Origin of the sequence: Rhizobium leguminosarum (genome assembly GCF_002953715.1) — a bacterium.
In the GTDB taxonomy this organism is placed as follows: Bacteria; Pseudomonadota; Alphaproteobacteria; order Rhizobiales; family Rhizobiaceae; genus Rhizobium; species Rhizobium leguminosarum_V.
Genome location: NZ_CP025012.1, coordinates 2,551,305 through 2,574,883, shown reverse-complemented (window position 1 = coordinate 2,574,883; position 23,579 = coordinate 2,551,305). Strand labels below are relative to the sequence as shown.

The 23,579-nt window shown below is 61.7% G+C and carries 24 protein-coding genes and 1 other annotated feature; of the genes, 18 read left to right on the top strand and 6 right to left on the bottom strand.

Translation table 11 applies throughout. The features are described from left to right. Positions 1 to 3 precede the first annotated feature (3 nt). The 4 genes from CUJ84_RS13035 to CUJ84_RS13020 all read left to right on the top strand — a co-directional run bounded on the left by CUJ84_RS13035 (position 4) and on the right by CUJ84_RS13020 (position 2,804). A complete protein-coding gene (locus CUJ84_RS13035) occupies positions 4 to 234 on the top strand; it encodes a DUF4087 domain-containing protein (RefSeq protein WP_105008182.1) in 231 nt (76 codons plus the stop codon). 132 nt (positions 235 to 366) lie between these two features. Further along, positions 367 to 744 (top strand): response regulator, encoded by a 378-nt coding sequence (locus tag CUJ84_RS13030; protein ID WP_105006513.1) that lies wholly within the window; start codon positions 367 to 369, stop codon positions 742 to 744. A gap of 78 nt (positions 745 to 822) precedes the next feature. After that, positions 823 to 1,074: a hypothetical protein gene (locus tag CUJ84_RS13025; RefSeq protein WP_105006512.1), complete on the top strand. Its 252-nt coding sequence runs from the start codon at positions 823 to 825 to the stop codon at positions 1,072 to 1,074. 137 nt (positions 1,075 to 1,211) lie between these two features. Beyond that, positions 1,212 to 1,267: a sequence feature (sul1 is cis-regulatory element that is thought to sense ions involved in sulfur or methionine metabolism; They are found in Alphaproteobacteria), on the top strand. Positions 1,268 to 1,337: 70 nt separating this feature from the next. After that, positions 1,338 to 2,804 (top strand): SulP family inorganic anion transporter, encoded by a 1,467-nt coding sequence (locus CUJ84_RS13020; protein WP_105006511.1) that lies wholly within the window; start codon positions 1,338 to 1,340, stop codon positions 2,802 to 2,804. Positions 2,805 to 2,941: 137 nt separating this feature from the next. On the opposite strand, the gene CUJ84_RS13015 is transcribed toward CUJ84_RS13020, so the two are convergent. Continuing rightward, the gene (locus CUJ84_RS13015) at positions 2,942 to 3,865 is read right to left on the bottom strand and encodes a LysR family transcriptional regulator (RefSeq protein ID WP_105006510.1); all 924 of its coding nucleotides are present in this window, start codon (positions 3,863 to 3,865) and stop codon (positions 2,942 to 2,944) included. Between the two features lie 100 nt (positions 3,866 to 3,965). On the opposite strand from CUJ84_RS13015, the gene CUJ84_RS13010 reads away from it, so the two are divergent. Beyond that, positions 3,966 to 4,838 carry an NmrA/HSCARG family protein gene (locus CUJ84_RS13010; protein ID WP_105006509.1) on the top strand — a complete coding sequence of 291 codons (873 nt, stop codon included), beginning with the start codon at positions 3,966 to 3,968 and terminating at the stop codon, positions 4,836 to 4,838. 299 nt (positions 4,839 to 5,137) lie between these two features. Here CUJ84_RS13010 and CUJ84_RS13005 read toward each other — a convergent pair whose 3' ends face one another. Further along, positions 5,138 to 5,875, bottom strand: coding sequence for an SDR family oxidoreductase (locus tag CUJ84_RS13005; protein ID WP_105006508.1), 738 nt, complete (start codon positions 5,873 to 5,875; stop codon positions 5,138 to 5,140). Positions 5,876 to 5,968: 93 nt separating this feature from the next. Here CUJ84_RS13005 and CUJ84_RS13000 point away from each other — a divergent pair, with 93 nt between their 5' ends. From CUJ84_RS13000 to CUJ84_RS12985, 3 genes are all read left to right on the top strand, one after another. After that, positions 5,969 to 6,880 (top strand): AraC family transcriptional regulator, encoded by a 912-nt coding sequence (locus tag CUJ84_RS13000; RefSeq protein ID WP_105006507.1) that lies wholly within the window; start codon positions 5,969 to 5,971, stop codon positions 6,878 to 6,880. Positions 6,881 to 6,962: 82 nt separating this feature from the next. Further along, positions 6,963 to 7,772 carry a class I SAM-dependent methyltransferase gene (locus tag CUJ84_RS12995; protein WP_105006506.1) on the top strand — a complete coding sequence of 270 codons (810 nt, stop codon included), beginning with the start codon at positions 6,963 to 6,965 and terminating at the stop codon, positions 7,770 to 7,772. Positions 7,773 to 8,225: 453 nt separating this feature from the next. Then, a complete protein-coding gene (locus CUJ84_RS12985; protein WP_105006504.1) occupies positions 8,226 to 9,476 on the top strand; it encodes an MFS transporter in 1,251 nt (416 codons plus the stop codon). Between the two features lie 79 nt (positions 9,477 to 9,555). On the opposite strand, the gene CUJ84_RS12980 is transcribed toward CUJ84_RS12985, so the two are convergent. Beyond that, the gene (locus CUJ84_RS12980) at positions 9,556 to 10,389 is read right to left on the bottom strand and encodes an RDD family protein (RefSeq protein ID WP_105008181.1); all 834 of its coding nucleotides are present in this window, start codon (positions 10,387 to 10,389) and stop codon (positions 9,556 to 9,558) included. A 296-nt stretch (positions 10,390 to 10,685) separates the two neighbouring features. Here CUJ84_RS12980 and CUJ84_RS12975 point away from each other — a divergent pair, with 296 nt between their 5' ends. From CUJ84_RS12975 to CUJ84_RS12965, 3 genes are all read left to right on the top strand, one after another. Further along, positions 10,686 to 11,033, top strand: coding sequence for a DMT family protein (locus CUJ84_RS12975; protein ID WP_011652456.1), 348 nt, complete (start codon positions 10,686 to 10,688; stop codon positions 11,031 to 11,033). 211 nt (positions 11,034 to 11,244) lie between these two features. Then, entirely contained in the window at positions 11,245 to 12,756 is a 1,512-nt protein-coding gene (locus tag CUJ84_RS12970; protein ID WP_105006503.1) for a DUF1800 domain-containing protein, read from the top strand. Between the two features lie 11 nt (positions 12,757 to 12,767). Continuing rightward, positions 12,768 to 13,940, top strand: a complete 1,173-nt coding sequence (locus CUJ84_RS12965; protein WP_105006502.1) for a DUF1501 domain-containing protein — start codon at positions 12,768 to 12,770, stop codon at positions 13,938 to 13,940. 94 nt (positions 13,941 to 14,034) lie between these two features. Here CUJ84_RS12965 and CUJ84_RS12960 read toward each other — a convergent pair whose 3' ends face one another. Then, positions 14,035 to 15,024: an aldo/keto reductase gene (locus CUJ84_RS12960; protein ID WP_105006501.1), complete on the bottom strand. Its 990-nt coding sequence runs from the start codon at positions 15,022 to 15,024 to the stop codon at positions 14,035 to 14,037. 155 nt (positions 15,025 to 15,179) lie between these two features. Here CUJ84_RS12960 and CUJ84_RS12955 point away from each other — a divergent pair, with 155 nt between their 5' ends. The 6 genes from CUJ84_RS12955 to CUJ84_RS37945 all read left to right on the top strand — a co-directional run bounded on the left by CUJ84_RS12955 (position 15,180) and on the right by CUJ84_RS37945 (position 19,707). Next, the gene (locus CUJ84_RS12955; RefSeq protein WP_105006500.1) at positions 15,180 to 16,079 is read left to right on the top strand and encodes a LysR family transcriptional regulator; all 900 of its coding nucleotides are present in this window, start codon (positions 15,180 to 15,182) and stop codon (positions 16,077 to 16,079) included. Between the two features lie 141 nt (positions 16,080 to 16,220). Further along, positions 16,221 to 17,309: an alpha/beta hydrolase gene (locus CUJ84_RS12950; RefSeq protein ID WP_105006499.1), complete on the top strand. Its 1,089-nt coding sequence runs from the start codon at positions 16,221 to 16,223 to the stop codon at positions 17,307 to 17,309. Positions 17,310 to 17,334: 25 nt separating this feature from the next. Then, positions 17,335 to 17,751, top strand: coding sequence for a carboxymuconolactone decarboxylase family protein (locus tag CUJ84_RS12945; RefSeq protein WP_199788705.1), 417 nt, complete (start codon positions 17,335 to 17,337; stop codon positions 17,749 to 17,751). A gap of 71 nt (positions 17,752 to 17,822) precedes the next feature. After that, positions 17,823 to 18,305 (top strand): cytochrome P460 family protein, encoded by a 483-nt coding sequence (locus CUJ84_RS12940; RefSeq protein ID WP_105006497.1) that lies wholly within the window; start codon positions 17,823 to 17,825, stop codon positions 18,303 to 18,305. A 33-nt stretch (positions 18,306 to 18,338) separates the two neighbouring features. Beyond that, entirely contained in the window at positions 18,339 to 19,025 is a 687-nt protein-coding gene (locus CUJ84_RS12935; RefSeq protein WP_105006496.1) for a DUF4405 domain-containing protein, read from the top strand. Between the two features lie 505 nt (positions 19,026 to 19,530). Then, a complete protein-coding gene (locus CUJ84_RS37945; RefSeq protein ID WP_158686932.1) occupies positions 19,531 to 19,707 on the top strand; it encodes a hypothetical protein in 177 nt (58 codons plus the stop codon). A gap of 136 nt (positions 19,708 to 19,843) precedes the next feature. On the opposite strand, the gene CUJ84_RS12925 is transcribed toward CUJ84_RS37945, so the two are convergent. Continuing rightward, entirely contained in the window at positions 19,844 to 20,431 is a 588-nt protein-coding gene (locus CUJ84_RS12925; RefSeq protein ID WP_105006495.1) for a hypothetical protein, read from the bottom strand. Positions 20,432 to 20,450: 19 nt separating this feature from the next. Continuing rightward, positions 20,451 to 20,837 (bottom strand): acyl-CoA thioesterase, encoded by a 387-nt coding sequence (locus CUJ84_RS12920; RefSeq protein ID WP_003540707.1) that lies wholly within the window; start codon positions 20,835 to 20,837, stop codon positions 20,451 to 20,453. Positions 20,838 to 21,127: 290 nt separating this feature from the next. On the opposite strand from CUJ84_RS12920, the gene CUJ84_RS12915 reads away from it, so the two are divergent. Continuing rightward, entirely contained in the window at positions 21,128 to 22,945 is a 1,818-nt protein-coding gene (locus CUJ84_RS12915) for a methyl-accepting chemotaxis protein (protein ID WP_105008180.1), read from the top strand. Positions 22,946 to 23,579 lie beyond the last annotated feature (634 nt).

Genomic DNA, 23,579 nt, shown 5'->3' with positions numbered 1-23,579 from the left:
GGTATGCATAGTGGTGCGCGGAGGGACCGACGACCAGATTGCCTGAAGATTTCCGACCTGACGAGCGGCGAATATGTCTATACGAATGCCGGTCACGGCTATGACTGCGCCTGCATGGATGTCGGCACGGATGACGAAGGGGCGATCACCCGGATTCATTCCGTGCGGCAATTGCCGCTTTCCCGATGGCGGAGCGACCGCGCCATCGGCTGGTTCCTCCACAAGGACCAGTAGCGGGACCGGTAACGCGGCGCCGCCCGCGGCTCGCCAACTTATTCTTCTCAAAGTGGAAACTTTCCGGGGACGGTTGCGTTGTAACCGCTACCGGCAGTGCGCCTGACAGGCCGTCTATGGGGAGGCTTATTCATGAAGGTCATGATCGTTGAAGACGAGAATTTTATTGCTCTGGAGCTCGAACGCATCGCGCAGGAGGCCGGACACCAGACCATCGGGCCGGTTTCGACGGTGGAGCAGGCTCTCGCCCACGCTCAAAGAAGCGATGTCGCGCTCGTCGATCTCAGTCTCTCCGATGGGCTGAGCGGCGCCCAGCTCGCGCGCCGGCTGATCGACCGCCATCGGGTTGACGTCATCTTCGTGACCGGCAGTCCCGAGAATGTCGGTCACGGTATCGAAGGCGCGCTTGATGTGATCTCCAAGCCCTTCACCGATGAGAGGATCGCCAGCGCGCTCTCGCGGGCGGAGGAGCGACGTAAAAACTTCGACCGCAGCAGGACTGCGCCGTGAACAGCAGCAAGCTGCGTTGTGATAAGAAGGAGATCGACGTCGTCAGGCCGCTACTGCCTGCCCGGGGAGATAGTCCGGATGAAACACGCGCTCATTGCCGTTCTTTTCGCCCTCTCGGCCTGCGCCAGCGCAGGGGATCCGCAGCCGCTTCCGGGCAGCCTCACCTATGGCGGAAAGGTCCCCCATTCGCCCTATCGTCCGGGAACGGTGGTCAAGAATACCTTTCTTGGCGATTTCGGCTACCGTGTATTCGAGACCTATGTCGTCCAGCCGGATAGAACGCTCAAGCTGACGTCGCAGAGCACCGGGCCGGATTTCCTCTGGCAGTGAGGGTTCCGCAATCCAGAGGGGGCAAGGAGCGCGCGCTTCGGTTGTTTGAGGCTGCTCGTCGACTTCTGCGTTTTTCATTTCAGCGCAATCGAATGTTGCGCTGCGGCAAAAATCTCGTTTATACAGCAGGCATTCACCACGGACCCGGTGAGACCCCGGGTGGCTCTTCTGGCCGCCGATCCGCCAGACAACGCAAAACCTGCATGCCATCACGCGACCGCTCGACAGATTAGGGCTGGCCATGCTTTGCGAGAATCCATCCTATGCTGCTTTCCTCCATCCGCCGTGATTGGTCCGCCAATCCCATGCGCGAAATGCTCGCCGGAGCGGTGGCGACCTTCGCCCTGATCCCCGAGGTGATCGCTTTCTCGTTCGTGGCCGGCGTCGATCCCGAGGTCGGTCTGTTCGCCTCTTTCGTGATCGGCATCGTCATCGCCTTTGCCGGCGGACGCCCGGCGATGATTTCGGCAGCCGCCGGATCGGTGGCGCTGGTCGCGGCACCGCTGGTGCATGCTCACGGCTTGCCCTATCTTTTTGCGGCCGGGCTGCTGGCGGGGTTAATCCAGATCGTCTTCGGCCTGCTGCGGCTAGGCGTGCTGATGCGCTTCGTGTCGAAATCGGTCCGCACCGGCTTCGTCAATGCGCTGGCCATTCTGATCTTTGCCGCGCAGATGCCGCATATTGTCGGCGCCGGCTGGATGGAATATGCCGTGCTGGTTGCCGGGCTCGTCATCATTTACCTGACGCCGCGGATCACCACGGCGATCCCGTCGCCGCTGATCTGCATCCTGATCCTGACCGTCGCTTCGCTGGCGCTCGGGCTTCCCGTCCTCACCGTTGCCGACCTCGGCAAGCTGCCGGATTCGCTGCCTGTTTTCGGCTGGCCGGCGGTGCCGCTGACGCTGGAAACGCTTCGGATCATCGCCGGACCCGCATTTGCCATCGCCATGGTCGGGCTGCTGGAATCGATGATGACGGCGAGTGTCGTCGACGATCTCACGGATACGCCGAGTTCGAAGAACCGCGAATGCACCGGTCTCGGTCTCGCCAACGCGGCCGCGAGCCTGTTCGGCGGCATTGCCGGCTGCGGCATGATCGGCCAGACAGTCAGCAACGTGAAATATGGCGGGCGCGGCCGGCTTTCCACGCTGTTTGCCGGCGCGTTCCTGCTGATCCTGATGGTGCTCCTGAAGCCGTGGGTGTCCGAGGTTCCCGTCGCCGCGCTGGTGGCGATCATGGTCATGGTATCGATCGACACGTTCGACTGGTCGTCGCTTAGATCCGTTGTGGTTCATCCCCGGATGTCGAGCGCCGTGATGGTGGCGACCGTCATCGTCACCGTCTTCACCGCCAACCTGGCGCTCGGGGTGACGGTCGGCGTGCTGCTCAGCGGCGTGTTCTTCACCTTCAAGGTTGCCAGCCTGCTGCGGGTGGACGTCGCGCCCGACACAACGACCGGGCGACTGACCTACCGCGTGTCCGGCCAGGTGTTCTTTGCCTCCGCCGACGTCTTCGTCGAAGCCTTCGACGTTCAGGACGCGATCGGCAGGTCCGTGCTGATCGACGTGTCCGAAGCGCATTTCTGGGACATCACCGCCGTTGCCGCACTCGACAAGGTCGTCCAACGGTTCGGGGCGCACGGCATTGCGGTGGAAGTCGTCGGCCTCAACCAGGCGAGCGCGACCTTGATCGGGAGCCTCGACAGCAAGGTGGTGCTGAAAGAGGTGTGACGGCGCGAGCGAGGGCGGATTTCCTCGAGCATGATGCCGAAAATTGTGAGCGGTTTTCGGACGACATCATGTTCTGACTATATAATGTAGAACAGGATTCAAATTTTTGGGCCGACCCGGCCTAAAATCTTCCTGTTCTAGCGCGAGACGATTGCGAAATCATCGCCCCCGCCGGTTCCTGTGGCGTTCAGCCGTCTGACGGCCAGTTCAATGAATGCCTTGACCAAAGGCGGCAGGTGTCGGCTGCTGGGATAGACGACATGCAAGCCGCCGGCCGGGGTCGTATAGCCGTCGAGAACGCGGCGCAGCCGCCCGTCCTTGATGCAGGCTTCGGCGAATCGGTGCGGCAATTGGGCGATGCCATGGCCGGCGATCGCGGCGGCCATCACCGCCTGCATCTCGTTGGCGGCGAAGCGGCCCGAAACCGCGACCGTTTCCTGACCGTGCGGACCTTCCAACAACCATTGCGCATGGGCAGCCTGGCCGGCGATGACGCAGTCGTGGCGGACCAGATCTTCAGGTGCAGCGGGCGGGCCGCGGCGGGCGAGATAATCCGGGCTTGCGCAGAGAAGGCGGTGCAACGAGCCGAGTTTGCGGGCGACCAAGGTAGAATCTTCGAGGATGCCGGTGCGGAAGGCGAGGTCTATACCGCTTTCGACGAGGTTCAGCCTGTCGTCGGTCAGGCGCAGTTCGACCCTCGCCTTCGGGTAGGTCGAAAGAAATTCGAAGATCGCATCCTGGAGGAAGTGGCCGCCGAAGCCGACTGGTGCCGATATGCGGATCGTGCCGGCAGGCTCCGCACGCGCTTCCGCAAGCCGCTGGTTGGCTCCCTCGATCGTGCGCAGCGCCTGGCTGCTTTCTTCGTAGTAGAGACGCCCCGAAGCCGTCAGGTTGAGGCTGCGGGTCGTGCGCTGCAGCAGCCGCACGCCGAGTTCGCGTTCCAGCGCGGCGATGCGGCGGCTGACCGTCGTCTTCGGCATGCCGAGCAAGCGCGCGGCGGCGGTGAAGCTGCCCGCTTCGACGACGCGGGCGAAGATCATGATATCGTTGAGATCGAGCATTGTATCCTGGAATGGCACGATGTTTTCCAATTATATGCCATTATGGTTCAATGCGACAGGCCCTAACTTTGTTGCATCAGTCACAACAAGGAGCAGGCAGATGAGCAACACACGAAGCGTACTGGTCACAGGCGCCACCGGCCAGCAAGGCGGCGCGGTTGTACGCGCGTTGATGACGCGGGGACACCGCGTCAAGGCGATCACCCGCCGGCCCGAGAGCGACGGCGCGAAGCGGCTGACCGCGGCAGGAGTCCAGGTCGTCGCCGGCGATCTTGACGACGCGGCATCCGTGGCGGCAGCAGCAGAGGGCGTCGACGCGATGTTCCTGATGGGCAACAGCTACGAGGCCGGAACGGAGGCGGAAACCCGTCAGGGCATTGCCGCCGCCGATGCGGCAAAGGCCGCCGGCATCGGCCACCTGATCTATTCCTCCGTCGCCGATGCCGACAAGACGACCGGCATTCCGCATTTCGACAGCAAGTATCTCGTCGAGAAGCACATTGCAGGCCTCGGCATCCCTTACACGATCAGCGCACCCGTCGCCTTCATGGAGAACACCGTGGCGCCCTGGGCGATCGACGGGCTGCGCCAGGGCGTCTATGCCGCAGCGCTGCCGCCCGCCCGTGTGCTGCAACAGGTCACCATCGATGACATCGGCGCTTTCGTCGCGACGTTGGCCGAGAGGCGCGAGCAAGTGTTCGGCAAACGTTTCGACATCGCGGGCGACGAATTGTCGGGCGAGCAGCAGGCGAAGATCTTGTCCGAGGTGCTCGGCCGCCCAATCACTTACCGGGAATTGCCGATCGCGGCGATACGGCAGCAGAGCGAGGATACGGCGCTGATGTTCGAATGGTTCGACCGTACCGGTTACGACGTCGATCTTGCCGCCCTGCGCCGCGATTTTCCTGAGGTCGGCTGGCACAGCTACGCCGACTGGGCGAAGGGGTTCGATTGGAGTGTGGCGGCTGGGTGAATTCGCTGTGACACCGGTGATCTGACCGGTGTCACCGACAGGTGATGCCTTGATGGCCTTCGCCACACTCTCCGTCATCCTCGGGCTCTACATTTGAGCCGAGGATCCATGCCACGGCCGCTTACGGGTGCCGCGTGGATGCTCGGGTCAAGCCCGGGCATGACGGAGAGCAGGGGGCATGTCCGAACTCTACATCGCAGAATTGAAGAGCGCTGGACCGGCAGATCGATCGCTTCCACGCCGCATGGCGATTGTCCTGCTGTTCAAGATAGACAGGAGCCGCCGCTGCCAACGATACCTCACGCCTGAGCGGTGGGCCTAACAACGATGTCGCTGATATCGACATCGGCGGGTTGCTCGATGGCGAAGGCGATGGCGCGGGCGATGGCATCGGGTGAAATCGCCATCTCGTCCATGCGCTTTGCCATCTCGGCCTTGATCTCTGGGCTGGTCATGGAGCCGGCGAAATCGGTTCTTATAAACCCCGGCGAGATGTTGGTGACGCGCAGATGCGGGCCGGCCTCCAGCCGCAGGCCCTCGGCGATGGTGCGCATGGCGTTCTTCGTGCCGGCATAGACGGCCATGGTCGGCTTGATGATGAGGCCGGCGGTCGAGAGCGTGTTGACGAAGTGGCCGGAACCCTGCCGGCGGAACACCGGCAAGGCTGCGGCGATGCCATAGAGCGGGCCCTTGATGTTGACGTCGATCATCTCCTCCCAATCCTCGACCCGCAGTTCATCAAGAAGGGAGATCGGCCCGATGCCGGCATTGTTGATCATGACGTCGATCCTGCCATAGCTGTTGCAGGCAAGCGCCACGAGAGCTGTGAGGTCCTCGCGCTTTTTCACGTCCATGGCGAGGCAGATGGCCTCGCCGCCTTTTTCGGCGATGCGTCGTGCCAGGGCCTGCAGCCGGTCGGTGCGGCGGGCTCCAAGCACGAGCTTTGCGCCGCGCTCGGCCAGCAGCAGCGCCGTGGCTTCGCCGATGCCGCTGCTGGCGCCCGTGATTGCAATAACCTTGTCCTTGATATCAGACATCTTCGTTCTCCTTTGTGCCTTTGAGGATTGCAGGTGCTGCCTGGAGAATCTATGCTAGTTGCTCCATGATTTCGTCTAGATCGTCCAGAACCCATGATCGATCCCTTGTCCGATGTCTTTTCGCTGCTCGACATAGAGAGTGCGCGCTGCACACGTTTCGAGGTCGGCGGGCAATGGGCGTTTCGTTTTCCAGCCAAGCCCGCGCTCAAATTCGTTGCTGTCCTCCGCGGCGCGTGTTCGATCGTTCTGCCGGGTGAGCCGCCATTTTCGCTTGTCGCGGGCGACACCTTCCTGCTTGCCAATGCGCCCGTCTATGTGATCGCCAACGATCTCGATAGGGAGCCGGAGGACGGGATCGCCTTCTTCGACTGGGAGCATTCCGACATCGCCCGGCACGGCGGTGACGAGACCGCGCTGATCGGCGGCACCTTCGTCATCGGAGGCGGCAACGCCCGGCTGCTGCTCGACGCGCTGCCGCCGTTCATTCATATCCCGGCCAGCGACCGCGCCGCCGCGCTGCTCAGCGCCACGCTCGCAACCCTCGACGACGAACTCGAGGCCGGGCAGATGGGCTCGACGCTGATGACGCGGCGCATGGGCGACATCCTGCTCGTGCAGGCGCTGCGGGCCTATGTCGGCCGGAAGGGTGCTGCCGAAACGGGATGGATCGGCGCGCTGACAAATCCGCAGATCGGCGCGGCGATCAGCCTGATCCACAACAGCCCCGGCCATCGCTGGACGGTCGAGGCGCTGGCGACCCGGATCGGCATGTCGCGCTCCGCCTTTGCGCAACGCTTCAAGGAACTGGTCGGCGTTGCGCCGCTCGACTATGTCACGCGCTGGCGCATGCATCGCGCCCGCGAAGCCCTGCGCCGAGAGGATGTCTCGGTCGCCGGCCTTGCCGCGGCACTCGGATATTCCTCCGAAAGCGCCTTCGGAAACGCGTTCAAGCGTGTCTTCGGGCGCGCACCGAAGCGCTACTGGTCGGACGCGAAGATCGGGTGAGAACTGCTGTTCCGCTTGCTAGGGTTGCTGGGGAATCCTATTGTCCGGCGGCGGACCATCGTCCTTGAAGGGGGAGACTTCAATGCCGTCGAGTTTCAATGTCGAAAGTGCGGATGGTTATGAGCGGCTGATGGGGCGCTGGAGCAGGAGGCTGGCGCCGATGCTGGTCGATTTCGCCGGTCTCGCGGATGGCGATCGCGTGCTCGATGTCGGCTGCGGCACCGGCAGCCTGGCGTTCACTTTGGCGGAAACGCCCGGCCTGGAGGAGATCGTCGCTATCGACTATTCGCCCGTCTTCGTCGAAGCGGCCAGGCGGCGCAATACCGACCCGCGCATATCCATCCAGCAGGCCGATGCCTGCGCGCTGCCGTTCGAGGACGGCCGCTTCGACAGGGCGATGTCGCTGCTCGTGCTGCATTTCGTGCCCGAGGCGGGGAAGGCGGTATCCGAGATGCGCCGTGTGGTGCGCCCAGGCGGCGTGGTTGCGGCTGCCGTCTGGGATCATTATGGCGGCATGTCCGGCATGCGGATGATGTGGGATACGGTGGCGATGCTCGACGAAAACGCTCTGCCCCTGCGCCGCAAATATTGTTTCCAGCCGATGATGCGGCCGGGGGAAATGAAGGAGAGCTTCATCGCGCAAGGCCTTGCCGACGTCGAGGAGACCTCGCTGCTGATCCGGATGGAATATCTTTCCTTCGCGGACTACTGGGCCCCGATCGCCGCCGGCGAGGGACCACTCGGCAAATATGTCGCGGGGCTCGACCCGGCGAAGCGAAAGGCGGTCGATGCCTCGGTCAGGGCTGCTTACGAGGCTGGCGAGCCGGATGGGCCGCGGTCGTTCGCATCGGTGGCGTGGGCGTGCCGGGGCAGGGTGCCAGGCCGGAGCTAGGCATAGCGTTTTCGCTGTAGCTGCCTGTGGTGCGTATGGCGGCAACATCCAAGAGAGCATCATCCTGAGGTGCCCCGCAGGGGCCTCGAAGGACGAGGCGGGTGTTTCGACGTCAAATGGACGCAAGGAGCAGCGTTGCAGCGTGTCCTTCGAGGCTTCGCCCTGCGGGCTCCGCGCCTCAGGATAAGGGATGTTGGAGGGTGCCGCGCCCAAGGGCAGGGCGCTGGACGATCGTATGCCTGCGACAAGGAGCCGCGTGGGACGCCACCCGTTCACGCCAATCGTGATGGAACACGGGCAGCATTGCTGACGTTATTGCCCGCTGTCACCGATTGCGAACGCTCTCCCCACGAACGCCATCGCCGACAGCATCACCCGCCCGTTTCGGGCACCCCTTCCGACGGCATCCGGAATTGCCCGCCTCGCCGCCGCTTTCGGACGGAGGAATATCAGATGTCCGCTTTGGAAAGCCTGCGCCGGCTGACGCCGCAGCAGCGCAACACCGTCATCGCCAGCTATCTCGGCTGGACACTCGACGCTTTCGATTTCTTCATTCTCGTCTTCGTTCTCAAATATATCGCCGAGGAATTCCACACCGACGTTCCCGCCGTCTCGGTGGCGATCTTCCTGACACTTGCCATGCGGGCGCTCGGCGCACTGGTCTTCGGGCTTGCGGCCGACCGTTACGGGCGGCGCATCACGCTGATGGCCGACGTGCTGCTCTATTCGCTGTTCGAATTCCTGACCGGCTTCTCCACCGGGCTCACCATGTTCCTTGTGCTCAGGGCGCTCTACGGTATCGCCATGGGTGGCGAATGGGGCGTCGGCGCCTCGCTTGTTATGGAGACGGTGCCGGAGCAGAGCCGCGGCATCGTCTCGGGCATCCTGCAGGCCGGCTATCCCTCCGGCTATCTGATCGCCTCGATCGTGTTCTTCCTGCTCTTTCCCGTCATCGGTTGGCGCGGCATGTTCTTTGTCGGCGCGGTGCCGGCGCTGCTGGTGCTCTACATCCGCCGCAATGTCGAAGAGAGCCCGGCCTTCCTGAAGCGGCAGGCCGAGGGGCGCCGGCCGTTCCTGACGGTCTTGCGCGAAAACATTCCGCTGTTCATCTGGGCGGTGTTCCTGATGACGGCGTTCAACTTCTTCAGCCACGGCACGCAGGATATCTATCCTACCTTCCTCGAAACCCAGCGCAACTATTCGAGCTATACGGTTGGTGCGATCGCCATCGTCTACAATATCGGGGCGATCTGTGGCGGGCTGTTCTTCGGGGCGCTGTCGCAGCGGATCGGCCGGAAGAAGGCCATCGTCATCGCCGCACTGATCGCGGTACCCGTCGCGCCGCTCTGGGCCTATGCGCCGGGGCCGGTGCTGCTTGCCATCGGCGCTTTCCTGATGCAGTTCTTCGTCCAAGGCGCCTGGGGCATCGTGCCGGTGCATCTGAACGAGCTGTCTCCGGACGAAGTGCGCGGCACCTTTCCAGGCTTTGCCTACCAGCTCGGCAACCTGCTCGCCTCGGGCAATGCAACGCTGCAGGCGGGGCTGGCCGCCCGCTGGGACGGCGACTACGCCTATGCACTGCTGATCGTCGCGGCGGTGGTGGCGTTGATCGTCGCGGCCCTTGCCGGCTTCGGCTACGAGAAGAAGGACGTGCGCTTCGGCACGGAGGAGGCCGAGGAACCGCATGGCGCGATGCGAATCTAGCGCTGCCTGCGGTTTAGGAGGCCGGCGGCGACAGCTGCCGGCCTTTTCTTGCGTACTGCCGCCAAGGCGACAGAGCCTTTCAGCTCTTCACCACCTTGCAGGCGCAGATGCGATCGTAAAAGCTCTGTCCTCGCCAAAAGATGAAGGGCAAGAACCACCAAATAAGGGCGGCTATACCCAGGATGATGTTGAACGTTGCGGCGCCGTTGTTCAAAAGTGCGTATCCGTCGCGAGACATGCGGAGCAAGGCGTCGAAGTCTTCCGTGGGAAAGACTGGAAACAGCGAAAACGCAAAAGCGGCGGCGATGAAAAACAGATACGGGCTGAATTTCAGGATCTCCCGTCTAAACTCGGTGCCAAGGCCGGGGCTTTTACCATCGACGGATTGGACTCTCAGGCCGAGCAGCTTCTTTCCGATCGTGCGGCGGCCATTTGCGGAAAAATAGGCAAAAGCCAACGCGAGAAAGGCAATGTTGACGATGCCGGAGATCACGCTGGAATATACGAACACGGGTCCGATCACTGGATTGTCGTCCGCGTCGACAGGGATGGTCAGCCATTGGCCTGATGTCCCGTTGTCTGTTTGACGGGAGACGCCCGTCTGCAGGTATCTTTGTTTTTCCGAGCCGATTTGGCTGACTTCGCAGATCTGATTGATACGAACTTCCCCACTTCTCAGCGGCCATCCGGCGTCAATCCGCTTTGCAAGCTGATCCGGCAACTCTACGCCGCACTGTGTGTAACTCCAGCCGGGAAAGCGGAAGTCTAGGGGAAGAACTGTTGAAATACAGTAGACGGCTATGAGAATGGCGGCCTGAAAGATGATGATGTCGATGAGATAGGCCACGGCGCGTCGCCAGAAGTGGCGGGAAGGCAAAGTAGCGTATTGCGGCATCTGCGGTGTCGTGTCCATGTCGCCCCCTATGTATCTGCGCAACCTAGTCCGGCAGGTTGATTCGTTTCAACATTAAGTGGAAAAATGCACGGTATTTTTCACGGAACGTCGCGCTCCCGCGAGTCCAGTTCCGGTGCAATTTCTGCGCTGGGAAGGCGAACCGCCGCGCGACCTGCCTGGCATCCGCATCGACTCGGTGGCGTAAGGTCGCAGCCGTTCCCGGGGCTTGCCGCCGAGCGACGGCGTGCTAGGTAAGGGCTGCCGGTATCTCCCTGCCGGATCGGTTTTTCCCTTCACAACTCCCGAGTTTTCCCATGCCATTTTCTCCCGCCGCCCTCTGGCCCGTCGTCATGCTGTTTGCCTCCAACATCTTCATGACCTTTGCCTGGTATGGGCATCTCAAGCACAAGAGCAGCGCGATCTTCCTTGCCATCATCGTCAGCTGGGGCATTGCCTTCTTTGAATATTGCCTGGCGGTGCCGGCCAACCGTATCGGTTCGGCGGTCTATACGACGGCGCAGTTGAAGACGATGCAGGAGGTGATCACGCTGATCGTCTTTGCCGGCTTCTCGATCTTCTGGCTCGGCGAGAACCTGACCTGGAACCATGCGATCGGCTTCGCCCTGATCGCAATCGGAGCATCCTTCATCTTCCGTGCATAAACTTTAGCCTTTTCAATAGATTACAAATCGTCCATGTCTAGGTATCGCCACATTTCCTACAGATTGGCGTCGCAATCGGCTGGCAGCTTGTCACCTCAAGCATTTCCGGGCCACGGAAATGCTCTGACTTTTGTTTGACGCAATTCCGGACGCAAAACCGCGACGCACTTTTGTTGGAATTGCTTTAGCGGTGATCACGAGGTGAACGGCCATGAGCCTGTCTTTCCCGACGATGGCGGCGATCCGGTTTGGCTATGGTTTCCGGCCGGGCGAGGCGCCGCCGAGCAGCAAGGACGAGCTCATCGGCCAGCTGCGCAAGGGGGAGGCGGCGATGCCGGACTTTCCCCTTGGCGGTCCCGACATGCGCCACCGGGCGATCCTCAGCCTGCAGGAGCAGTTGCAGCAGATCCGGCAAGACGCCAAGACGGTGACCGACGATACGACGCAGCGCGAGATGCGCAAAGGGGTGCAGCGTCAGGCGCAGCAGCAATTCCAGCACGATGCGAACCTGCGGCTGATGCAGGCGGTGTTGTCGCCGTACGGCTTCTACGAGCGGCTGGCGACCTTCTGGACCGATCATTTCTCCACCAGCGCCAACAAGAGCCTGCCGATGCGCCTCATCGTGCCGCTCTACGAGGCCGAGGCGATCCGGCCGTTCATATCAGGCAGGTTCGGCGATCTGCTGCGTAATGCGACCGCCCATCCGGCCATGCTGATCTATCTCGACCAGGCGGATTCGCTCGGGCCGGATTCGGCCGGCGGCATGAAGCGCAACAAGGGGCTGAACGAAAATCTCGGCCGCGAACTGCTGGAGCTGCACACGCTCGGCGCCGGCAGCGGCTATAGCCAGGCGGATGTGACCGCGGCGGCCATGGTGCTGACGGGGCTCACCATCGATCGCAAGGAGATGGACATCGCGTTCCGGCCGAATATTTCGGAGCCCGGGACACATGAGGTGCTCGGCGTCAGTTATGGCGGGCGCAGGCGCTCGCGCGACGATTATCTCGACATGCTCGACGATCTCGCGCTCCATCCGAAGACGGCGGCGCATATCAGCCACAAGCTCGCGGTGCATTTCATCTCGGACCAGCCCGATGAGGGGATGGTGTCCGACATGGCCGAAGCCTGGAAGAAAACGGATGGCGACCTGACTGCCGTCTACACCGCCATGCTCGACCATCCCGCCGCCTGGCGCGATGAGGGCGCCAAGGCGCGCCAGCCCTTCGACTATATCGTCACCGGCCTGAGGGCGCTGAATGCGGGGCCGGTCAACGGCGTCGTCGGCAGCTTCCTGGCGGCGAACCAGCAGGGCACGGACGAGGGCGACATGGCGGCGAATACGCCTGGCATGGCTGGATCGCCGGTAACGACCGATCCCGCCGGCGAGGCAAGGGAGAAGCGCCTCAAAGCCTTCCAGACGGCGCGGGCGCTGGGGCAGGGGGCACTCAGGCGCATGGGCCAGCCGACCTGGCTGCCGCCGAGCCCGGCCGGTTTCGAGGAAGGCTTCTCCGCCTGGATCACCGGCAGCCAGCTCGCCGAGCGGCTGGCCTGGGCACGGCGGGCCGCAGCACAGTTCGGCCGGGACGAGGATCCGCGCGAATTCTTGAAATCGACGCTCGCCGATGCCGCGCGCGACGAGACGATCCGCGTCGTCTCGCAGGCGCCGAACAAGATCAGCGGACTGACGCTGGTGCTGGCGTCGCCCGAATTCAACCGCCGATAGGAGCCTCTGTCATGAACCGGATTTCGCTCTCCCGCCGCGGCTTTCTGACGTCGGCCTGCTGTCTTGCCGCTGCTCCCATCTTCACGCCCGTCACCTTCGCGGCGATGCCGGGTGATAACCGTTTCGTCACCATCGTGCTGCGCGGCGCGATGGACGGGCTGGACCTGGTGCAGCCCTATGGCGATGCCGGCTTTGCGGCGCTCAGGCCGACACTGGCGCTGACGCCCGATACCGGGCTTCTCGATCTCGATGGCCATTTTGGCCTCAATCCTGCGGCCGCAGAGCTGATGCCGCTCTGGAAGAGCCGGGAGCTTGCCTTCGTGCATGCGGTGTCGACGCCCTACCGCGACCAGCGCAGCCATTTCGACGGGCAGGACATGCTGGAATCCGGCGGCGAGCATGTCGCCGAGGAAAAGACCGGCTGGCTGAACCGGGCGCTCGCCGTCATTCCGCGCTCGGATGCGCGCAAGGCGATCGACATCAACACTTCAACGGAGCTGATCCTCTCCGGACCCAACAATGTCGATGTCTGGGCGTCGGATTCCAATCTGACGCCGGCGCGCGACGAGATGCAGTTCCTGGCGCGGCTCTATGCCGGCGATCCGCCGTTCGCCGAGGCGCTTGCCGAGGCGACACGGGCTGACACCGCCTCGATGATGGTCGAGCCGGAGGGCCAGCGCGGCGCCAAGATCGCCGATGTGGCGGCGCTCGCCGGCAACATGCTGAAGGGCGATTACCGCATCGCCAGCTTCTCGATATCAGGCTGGGACACGCATATCGGCCAAGCCGGCCAGTTCAAACGGCCGGTGCAGGACCTTTCGCAGGCGATCAATACGTTGAAGACCACGCTCGGGCCTGAGATCTGGGCAAAGACAGTGGTGCTTGCCATGACCGAGTTCGGCCGCACCGTGCGTCAGAACGGCTCAGCCGGCACCGACCACGGCACCGGCGGCTGCGCGCTGCTATCAGGTGGCGGCGTCAATGGCGGCCGCATCCTCGGCCGTTGGCCGGGCATCGGCGACGGCCAGCTGCTCGACGACCGCGACCTCATGCCGACCGCCGACTTGCGCGAACTCGCCGCGGCAATGCTCTACCGGCAGTTCGATGTGAGTGCGGATGATCTGACGGGGAAGATCTTTCCGGGGCTGGGGTTTGATAAGGGGTCGCAGTTTTTGCGGGGGTGAGGCCCGGTCCCGCAAAGCGGGAGCGATCGATCCAGTGGATCGATCGCAGGGCCGAACGCCCTGAGCCCATGCGAAGGGCCGGGGCGGTAGGCCTTTAGCGGCCGGTCATCTTCAGCGCTGCCTCGGGAAGCCGCTCGCCTTGGACCTCGATGCCGGAGAGGGCCGCATCGATTTCGGCGAGGTCCTCAGCGAGCAGGTCGACGTCTACCGCTCCGAGATTCTCTTCCAGCCGATGCTGCTTCGTTGTTCCCGGGATCGGGACGATCCATGGCTTTTGGGACAGTAGCCAAGAGAGGGCGATCTGCGCGGGTGTTGTGCCCTTGCGGTCGCCGATCCGCCTGATCAGGTCGACGAGTGCAAAGTTGGCCTTGCGCGCCTCGGGTGAAAAGCGCGGCACGCTGTTGCGGAAATCGCTTGGATCGAACTTGGTGTTCTCGTCGATCTTACCGGTCAGGAAGCCCGCGCCGAGTGGGCTGAAGGGCACGAAGCCGATGCCGAGTTCCTCAAGGGTGGGCAGCAGTTCCGCCTCGGGGCCGCGCCAGAAGAGCGAATATTCGCTCTGGACGGCTGACACCTTCTGGATGGCATGGGCGCGGCGAATTGTCTGAACGCCGGCTTCGGAAAGACCGAAATGTTTGACCTTGCCGGCCGCGATCAGGTCCTTGACGGCGCCGGCCACATCTTCGATCGGCACGTCGGGATCGACGCGATGCTGGTAGAACAGGTCGATACGATCAGTCTTCAGGCGGCGCAGACAAGCATCGGCAACCGCCCTGACATGTTCGGGGCGGCTGTTCGTGCCGCCGCGGCGTTCACCGGTTTGCTGATCGATATCGAAGCCGAATTTGGTGGCGATGACCACCTGGTCGCGGATCGGTGCGAGCGCTTTGCCGACAAGCTCTTCATTGACGAAAGGGCCATAGGCTTCGGCCGTGTCGAACAAGGTCACGCCCTGCTGATGGGCGGTGCGCATCAATCTGATCATGTCACCTTCATCGGCAGGCGGGCCGTAAGCGGCGCTCATGCTCATGCAGCCGAGACCAAGTGCCGAGACTTCGAGATCGCCGATAGTGCGTGTTTTCATGGTCGTATCCGTTCCTGGTTTTGCATGGGCTCGGGCAGTCCGTTCCGCGGTGCGGGAGCAGCCGGGCTTGCCGTCGGGTTGACGCGAACTTAGTCCTCGTGTCAGCTTTCGATTAGATGCTGTAATGCGCATGGACCTATAAGACGGACTAATGAATGCCCCTGGACAACAATTTCAACGAACTCGTGGCCTTTCTGACCGTCGCCCGGGAACGGAGTTTTACCCGGGCGGCCGCGAAGCTCGGCGTGTCGCAGTCGGCGTTGAGCCAGACGGTACGCGGTCTCGAAGAGAAGCTCGGGCTGCGCCTTTTGACCCGCACGACCAGAAGCGTGTCGCCGACACAGGCAGGAGAACGTCTGTTGGAGCGGGTCGGACCCAGATTCGAGGAGATCCAGTTCGAGATCGCCGCCTTGAGCGAAATGCGTGAGCGGCCGGCTGGCACGATTCGCATCACGGCAGGCGAGCATCCTGCGATTTCCGTCCTCGCCCCAGCATTGGCGCGGTTTCTTCCTGATCATCCGGATATCAATGTCGAGGTGATCGTCGACTACGGCCTGACCGACATCGTCGCCGAGCGCTACGACGCCGGCATCCGACTCGGCGAGCATTTGGCAAAGGACATGATCGCGGTCCGGATCGGTCCCGAAATATGCATGGCAGTTGTTGGAGCGCCCTCCTATTTCGAGCACCATCCGCGCCCTGATATCCCGCAGGATCTGACGGCTCACAACTGCATCAATATGCGGCTGCCGACACACGGAACGATATATCCCTGGGAATTCGAGAAGGATGGACGTGAACTGCGCGTCCGTGTCGAGGGTCAGACGGTGTTCAACAACATCGCCATGCGGATCGGCGCCGTGCTGGACGGGCTGGGGCTGGCCTACATGCCTGAGGACCAGGTTCAGTCCTACATTGAAGACGGGCGCCTGATCCGGGTTCTCAAGGACTGGTGCCAGCCTTTCCCAGGATACCATCTCTACTATCCGAACAGGCGGCATGCATCTCCGGCGTTCACCCTGTTCGTCGATGCGCTCCGCTATAGAGGAAAGTAGTGCCGATTTTATTCCATCACGGCTTATCAACAGCTTGTGATTAATTAGTCGGCCTAATAGACCCTAGCTGTCCGAGGCGTCTAATCCTTTCGGTCCGATGCCGTTACCTTCTCGCCATCTGAAACGAAGCGAGAAGCCGACATGCGATATGGATTGTCCAACACCCTGGCCGCATTGCTGCTTGCCTCAGCGCAGCTTGCCGCGCCATTGGCGACGGCTGCCGATGCGGTAAAGCCCGAGCCATTGGTCATCCAGGAGCAGGGCAGCTTTGCCGTCGGGGGAACCAGCACGACGGCGCCCGGAACCTTCGATCCGCTGAAACCTCTCGATCCCGCGGGGCAGACCTATCACGGCGATCATGCCTTTGCCTTCTATCAGGTGCCGGCAAACCCGCGTCAGTATCCGATCGTGATGTGGCACGGTGCCGGACAATTCTCCAAGACCTGGGAGACGACGCCCGACGGCCGCGAAGGCTTCCAGAACATCTTCCTGCGTCGAGGCTTCTCCACCTATCTCCTCGACCAGCCGCGCCGGGGCGGGGCCGGGCGGAGCATGGCCGAGACAGCGGTGAAGCCGACAGCGGACGAGCAGCTCTGGTTCAACCAGTTTCGCGTCGGCATCTGGCCGAACTATTTCGACGGCGTGCAATTCTCCCGTGATCCGGAAGCGCTGAACCAGTACTTCCGCGCGATGACGCCGAACACTGGGCCGTTCGATATGGACGTTGTGTCGAATGCGGTGGCAAAGCTGTTCGAGAAAATCGGTCCCGGCATTCTTTTCACTCACTCGCAGGGTGGCGGACCGGGCTGGCTAACGGCCATCAAGAGCGACAAGGTTAAAGCCATCGTCGCCTTCGAACCCGGCAGCAGCTTCGTGTTCCCGGCAGGCGAGGTGCCCGCCGATATGCCGAGCGCCTTCGACACGTTGAAGGGCGTGCCGGTGCCGATGGACGACTTTCTCAAGCTGACGAAGATCCCGATCGTCATCTATTACGGCGACAACATCCCCGACCAGCCGACGACGATGCCGGCACAGGACAGCTGGCGCGTGCGCCTGGCAATGGCCCGCCTGTGGCGGGACACGGTGAACAAGCATGGCGGCGATGTCACCGTCGTGCACCTTCCCGAGATCGGCATCCGCGGCAACACCCACTTCGCGTTCTCCGACCTGAACAACGTAGAGATCGCTGACCTGGTCTCGGCTTTCCTTAGCGAGAAGAAGCTCGACTGATCCCGGAAATCATGAGGTGAAGACCATGAAACAACTGTTGGGAAACTTGATGCTGTCCGCCAGCGTGATGCTGGCTGTTCTGCCGGGCGTCGTCAGTGCTCAGGCACCGACCGAAGGCGACGACAAGTCCCGGCGCTCGCGCGCCCAGCAACTGATGGGCGCGACCGCGCCGAAGCTGGCTGAACTGACAGACGACGTCCTCTATGGCGACATGTGGGAGCGCCCGCAGCTGTCGAAGCGGGATCGCAGCCTGGTCACTGTTGCCGCGCTGATCGCCATGAACCGGCCCGACCAGCTCAGATCCCATCTTGCCATGGCCCGCCAGAACGGTGTGACCGAGGACGAGCTGATCGAGACGATCACCCATCTTGCCTTCTATGCCGGCTGGCCGAACGCGGTCTCGGCCGTTGCCGTCGCGAAAGACGTCTTCGGACGCGAATGAAACGATTGGCCCTCCGCTTTTGCCGAAGCCGGTCGCCCGAACCTTCCGCACAAAACCAGGAAAAGACATCCATGCGTCATCTCACCAAGCGCATTTCCATTCTCTTTGCCATGGCCGGCGCCGTGGTTCTGATCGGCTGGAACGTCGATGCCGAACCAAACCGGACGACGCTGCCTGAATTGGCGGGCCTCGTTCATTACACGACCGTCAGGCGCGGCAACGTGACCGAGCACATCATGACGACGAACGAAGCGATCCAGGCGGTGAAGAACGGGCAGCTCGTTCCAGACGGTACGCACTTCGTGCTGGTCGATTACCGTGATGGGGAAGTCTATCGCACCTTCGTCATGGAAAAGGGTTCCGGCTGGGGCGGCGATTATGATGAAGACCGTCGCACTGGCGACTGGCAGTTCCAATGGTTCAAGCCGGACGGCAGCGTCAACATGGCCGAGAACACGGCGCGGTGCCAGTCGTGTCATTCGTCCAGGGCCGACGAAGACTTCCTCTACACTCTCGACGCTCTCAAGGAATTTGACGGAGCCGTCATTGACTAGGCCGGATCGAATCTCCGGCGAGGACGTCGCATCGTGAGTCCTTTTTTCGTGATCCGCCTCGTGCTCGACTTCACCGCCGCCGGACTGCTTTTTGTCGCGCTCGCCTACTGGTGGCTCGACAATACCTCGCATGAACTGATCGGCATGGGTATGTTCATCCTTCTCCTATCGCACAACGTCTTCAACAGACGATGGTGGGCGAAGCTTCCGAAGGTGGCGCGAGGCAAGCCGAGCTTTCTGACAATCGCTTCGAATATCTCGATCGCCTTGGCCATGGCCGCATTGCTGGTGACCAGCGTGCTGATTTCCCGCACGGTGTTTGCTTTCCTTCCCGTGAGCGGCGGACCGACGGCGCGCGAAATTCACATCCTTGCGGCCTATTGGACGTTCATCCTCGCAGCCGTCCATCTCGGCCTTCACTGGTCGATGATCATGGCCGTCATAGGCAGGCTTTTACGGATCGGTGCTCCAAACGCGATCAGGACTGCATCCCTTCGCGCTGCCGCGGGCGCAATAGCGGCGTGGGGCATCCACAGCCTGTTCGTCATGGGAATCGGAGACAGGCTCATTGCCCGGCCATCGATCGATTTCTGGGACTTCCAGGAGTCCACGATCGGGTTCTTCCTGCATCACATCGCGATCCTGGGGACGTGTGCGTGCGCTGCGCATTATGCGGCAGGATGGCTTCGTTGGGGGCGTGCGGCGCTCCGCCTTTTGTGACAGCACTGTACGGAGGGCGGGGAGGCGCGGCACACCGACCAGCCCTCATTGTGAGGAGGCCTGAAGGGCCGTCTCGAACCACGGGGCCATCCATGGCTTTTGGGCGACGGCTACTGCACATATCCCAACTCGGCCATACACGCCTTGAAAACGTTATCCGACGCAACCGCCCCTGCGATCCACAAACGGCCAGCCGAAACCTGCGTCTGAGAAGCTCGGCCATTGCAAATTGCCTTGGCGCGCTCAAGCTGCGATTGCTCGGTTGGTGAGGCGCGGTGCCATTCTCCGTTGGTCGCAGGCGTGCAGGCCACAAGAGATGCACAACAACAGACAACCGTCGATACCCGCATTAGGCCATCCCCCCACTTTACGACGAGATTACCGAGTGCCGCCAAAATGTCGATAGCTTGGTACCCCGTATGCAGGCATTGCGAGTATCTGAGGACTTGATCAGACGCCACTACGACCCCACGTCTTTTCGGTTGCCGATATCTTGGAGGCCGACATGGTCGTACGGGTAAGCTTTAGAGTTGCCAATCACCACCATCTTTCAACGCCTTGGCACCTCAATTTCATCAACGCCAAGACGCCAGAAGAGGCTATGTCTGCCGCTAAATCTTATCTTTCTCGACAGGATCCAAACGGAATTTACAATTACGATCTTCAGATGGTTGCTGCCTAATAGCCGGCGAGCGATGTTTGCGACGGTTTTGTGAGGGATGGAGTTTGCGGCTGCCCGGCCCTTCGCTTGGGCTCAGGGCGTTCGAAGCTGCAATCGATTCACTGGATCGATTGCTCCCGCTTTGCGGGATCGCTTCTCACCCCAACACATCATAAAGGCGGAAGATGAAGCTTATCTGGTAGATCAGGTTGGCGATGACGAAGGTGGCGTGGAAGCGGCGGTTGGGGGTCCAGGCGGCGATGGCGCAGAGGATGATGTAGATGATGTTGCGCGCGGGATATTCCCAGCCGAGCGAGAGGATGCGCTCATGGCCCTTGATCGCCGTGTCGAGAATATCGACGGCGTAGGTGAGGCCGAGGATGCCGAAGAACCATTTGCGCCGGGAAATGAAATATTCCTCGTAGCCGCCATATTCGTCGAGCGAAGCAGGAAAGAGCAGGGCGCAGAGCAGGAAGAACAGGCTGCAGAAGCAGACGAGGAAGAGATAAATGCCGAAGCCGATGGCCGGCACGGCCTGCAGGCGATATTCCCACCACCAGATATGGATGATGAACAGGAACATCGACAGTGCCCAGCCGAGATGGATGGGATAGACCTTGGCCTTACCAGGATGCTGGACGATGCCGGCAAGGCCGGTGAGCACCCTGGCGAGCGAAAGGCTGATGACCATGCCCATCACCACCTTGATGTGAAGGAAGACCTCCGGCGAGCTGACTGTTTCCATGCCTTCAATCCTCGGTCTGTCACTCCTCGGGGACTTGCTTCGGTTTGCCCTCTTCGTCGAGAGCCACCATGATGAAGGTGCCAGCCGTGACCTTTTCCATCTTGGCGTAACGCGCGCGGTGCGCCCAGGCTTCGACGCACAACGTGATCGAGGTGCGGCCGACGCGGTCGATATCGGTATAGACGGAAAGCGTATCACCGATCTTGACCGGCAGCTCGAAGGCCATCTCCTTGACCGCGGCGGTGACGACGCGGCCCTTGGCGCGCTCGGCGGCGCGGATGCCTGAGGCAAGGTCCATCTGCGCCATGACCCAGCCGCCGAAGATATCGCCAGCCGGATTGGCATCGCCCGGCATGGCAAGCGTCCTGAGCGTCAGTTCGCCTCTCGGCTTGGCGGCATCGGTCATCAAGTCTTCTCCATCTGGTGCGGGCCACGGGCCGGCGATTCACTGGGAAGCACCCTAGTGTAAAGGCTGTGGGCTGTAAAAGACTGCAAGGCCAAGCGCTATGGACGGCCGACGGGAAAAATATTGCTGCCTTTACTGATTGAAATTCCATTCGATTTCAAATGGTTGAATTTTACAGCTTTCCCCTGACCTTACGTTATTTAATCATCTTCTAATTAAGCTTTACGCTCCAGTAATTCCGGCAATTCAGAATGCGGTCGATCTCAAATATAAGAATCGCCGGGAACCTCATGCGCAACGTCAAGATTTCCACCCGCCTTTACTGCCTTGTCGGCTTCACGCTTGCCGTGCTTGCGGCAACGATGGTCTTTTTTCTGAACTATTCCTATTCCGAGCTGCAAGCGGAGCGGAAGGCGGGACTGGAGAAGATGGAGGCGACGGCGCTCGGCATCTTCGACAAATATTACAAGATGGAACAGGCGGGCACGATGACCCGCGAACAGGCGCAGGCGGCTGCCAAGGATGTGATCGGCGCGATGCGCTACGGCGCCGACGGTTATTTCTGGATCAACGATATGCATCCCACCATGGTGATGCATCCGATCAAGCCAGCGCTGAACGGCACCGATATCTCGCAGATGAAGGATCCGACCGGCAAGTTCCTGTTCGTCGAGTTCGTCAACAAGGTGAAGAAGGACGGCAAGGGGTTCGTCGATTATCTTTGGCCGAAGCCGGGCGCCGATGAGCCAGTGCTGAAATATTCCTATGTCGCCGGTTTCGAGCCCTGGGGCTGGATCGTCGGCACCGGCGTCTATGCGGATGACCTTGCCGCGCTCTATCGCCAGAACGCGATGTGGGCCGCGCTGCTCTGCCTGCTTGGCGCCGCCGCAACGATTGCCATCGCCTATGCCATCGTGCGCAGCGTGACAGTGCCGATCGCCCGGCTGAAGGCGGCGATGAACGCGATCGCCGCCGAAGAAGCATCGGTGGAGATATCAGGCAGCGACCGTCGCGACGAGATTGGCCAGATGGCCAAGGCGCTGCTGGTGCTGCGCGACTCCGTCGACGAGCGTAGCGCGCTGCGCGGACGGGAAGACGAAAGGCAGCAGCAGATCGAGGAAGAGCGCCGCGGCAACGAGGCAAGTCTGCGCTCGGCGTCCGAACGGCAGAACCGCGCCATGCAGGCGCTCGGCGTCGGCCTGGAGAAGTTGGCGGGCGGCGACCTGACCGTTGCCATCGGCGATATCGGCGAGGACTACGCCAAGCTGAGGGGCGATTTCAACGCCGCCGTCGATGCGCTGAACGGCGTCATCCATGCGATCGCCGAATCGAGCCATGTCGTCAACGAAAGCGCTTCCGACATCAGCGAGGCGACCGGCAACCTGTCGAAGCGCACGGAACAGCAGGCGGCCGCACTCGAAGAGACCGCGGCAGCGCTCGACGAGATCACCGCGACGGTCAAGACAGCATCCGAGCGGGCGAACGAGGCGCGCGAGATGGTGGCCGAGACCAAGGCAAGCGCCGGAAAATCCGGCGAGATTGTCCGCAATGCGGTGACGGCGATGGGCCGGATCGAGGATTCCTCCAACCGCATCGGTCAGATCATCTCGGTCATCGACGAGATCGCCTTCCAGACGAACCTTCTGGCGCTGAATGCGGGCGTCGAGGCCGCACGTGCCGGCGAAGCGGGCCGCGGCTTTGCGGTCGTTGCGCAAGAGGTGCGCGAACTCGCCCAGCGTTCCGCCAATGCGGCCAAGGAGATCAAGGAACTGATCAGCCGATCGGCGACGGAAGTCGAGGGCGGGGTGGCGCTGGTGCGCTCGACGGGCGAAGCGCTGCTGGAAATCGAGGCGCTGGTCAATCAGGTCAACGACCACGTCGCCTCGATCGCCACGGCGGCACGCGAGCAGTCGACCGGGCTGAACGAGATCAACGGTTCCGTCAACCACATGGACCAGATGACCCAGCAGAATGCCGCAATGGTCGAGGAGACGACTGCGGCAAGCCGCACGCTTGCCGACGAAAGCACCCAGCTGAAAACGCTGCTTGCGAATTTCCGCCTGCGCGGCGGCGGGCAACAGGCCGGACGGTACACGCGAGCTGCGTGAGGAACCCAAGAAGAACCGTCCGATGTAACGGCCTCTCACCAAAGTCGGACGGCCCGCGCTTTAATGTGAAAACGTATAGAAAAGAGTCGTCGTGACGGCTTTTCTGCTTACTGGCAAAGCCGGCCAACACCTCTTTCGTCATGCTCGGGACAAGGTCGAGGGTGACGCCGAGTAAAGATCAAGGCCTGTCAACAAACTGAAGAGCCGTTGTCACGGCTCCTTTTTGTTCCTGGCGGAATAGGCGCGACCAGATGCTGACGTTGGATCGCTTCTATGCTCTCCTCGACTATAGACGATCGACCTTAGCCGGGATTCCAAGATTTTCAGAGAACTATACGTTACGGCAGTTCTTGGTAAAAGGCAGCAGATTCAATCAGTAAGCGAATTTCATTGCAATTATTCTGCTAATATGCTTCATTCAGGTTGTACTTGAGGGGCAGGGCGTTTCGAAGATAGCGATAGCTACCGTAACGGAAGCCGACACAATTCTCCAATTTCTTTAAGTATCCGAGACCACAGTCCCGGCGGCTTTGGCATGGCCGCTGCCTGTTCCACTGCATTTGGGGATCGATGAATCCGTCCTTTTGCCGCCTGCAGTCGTCCGCATCGAATGCCGCTGCCCTCAATCACACTG